1 protein-coding gene is annotated in these 973 nt (G+C 60.0%); it reads right to left on the reverse strand.

The window, feature by feature from the left end:
• On the reverse strand, positions 1–934 hold a 934-nt coding region (locus ACN4EK_RS32870; RefSeq protein ID WP_431662652.1), incomplete at its 3' end, for a GGDEF domain-containing protein.
• Between the last annotated feature and the right edge of the window lie 39 nt (positions 935–973).

Genomic DNA, 973 nt, shown 5'->3' on the forward strand with positions numbered 1-973 from the left:
CTCGTGGGCTCGGAGATGTGTATAAGAGACAGGCCAACAACCGCAGTTCGATGGCCGCTGGGGTGGAATCTACCCGGAGCAGTATTCGCGCCGGGCAACGCTCCTTGACCACGCGGTTTACGTCAATCAGGCGATCCCCACGAGTCCACGCCCGCCCTCGCGGCTCGAGGATCACAAAATCGAGGTTACCCAGATCCGACGACGCTAACGCGGTGGCAATCGCGGCGACGATCTCGTCATCACTCATCATGGCCAACTCTGGGTGCATCTGCATGTGGAGGCCCGCCGCAACCCTCCGGTGCAGGTCGTACACCGGCTGAGCCTGCAGTGCAGCCCTTTCAGAGACCACTTCTCCGAACGCGATGTGCCCCGCAGATATCTCGTGAACCAAGACTCTTCCCGTTGCATCTTGCAGTGCAACGCCCCCGCCGAATCGTTTCGCTTCATACATGAGGGCGTCAGCATCCGCGATAGCGTCGGACAAGGCCCCGCCCGTCAACCATGCAGCCACGCCCGCGCTCGCTTCGACCTCCACGAGGGCGCCGCTCGACACAATGACCTCACGCGACACTTCATCGACGAGACGGTGCGTCAAGGCCACCATCCCGCTCTCATCGGCGACGTGCGTTGCAAGAATGACGAACTCGTCACCACCAACACGAGCCACCAGGTCGTGCGGACGCACCTGTTGGAGTATTCGCTGAGCGACGGTGACGAGCACTTCATCACCGGCGGCATGACCATAGAGGTCGTTAACCGATTTGAATCCATCGAGATCGAGATACATCACAGCGCGACCGTCGGTACGGTCACCGAGCAACTGAGAGAGTTCGTCGAGGCCGGCACGGTTGAGAAGTGACGTAAGCGGATCATGGAGGGCATCGGCCCTCATGTCGATGCGCTCAGCTTCCTGACGAAGCAGTTTTGGAAGCAACGTTGCGCCCACTCGCAAAGCTGTCTCTTATACACATCT

It is taken from the genome of Pantanalinema rosaneae CENA516, assembly GCF_050753385.1.
GTDB lineage: Bacteria > Cyanobacteriota > Cyanobacteriia > Leptolyngbyales > Leptolyngbyaceae > Pantanalinema > Pantanalinema rosaneae.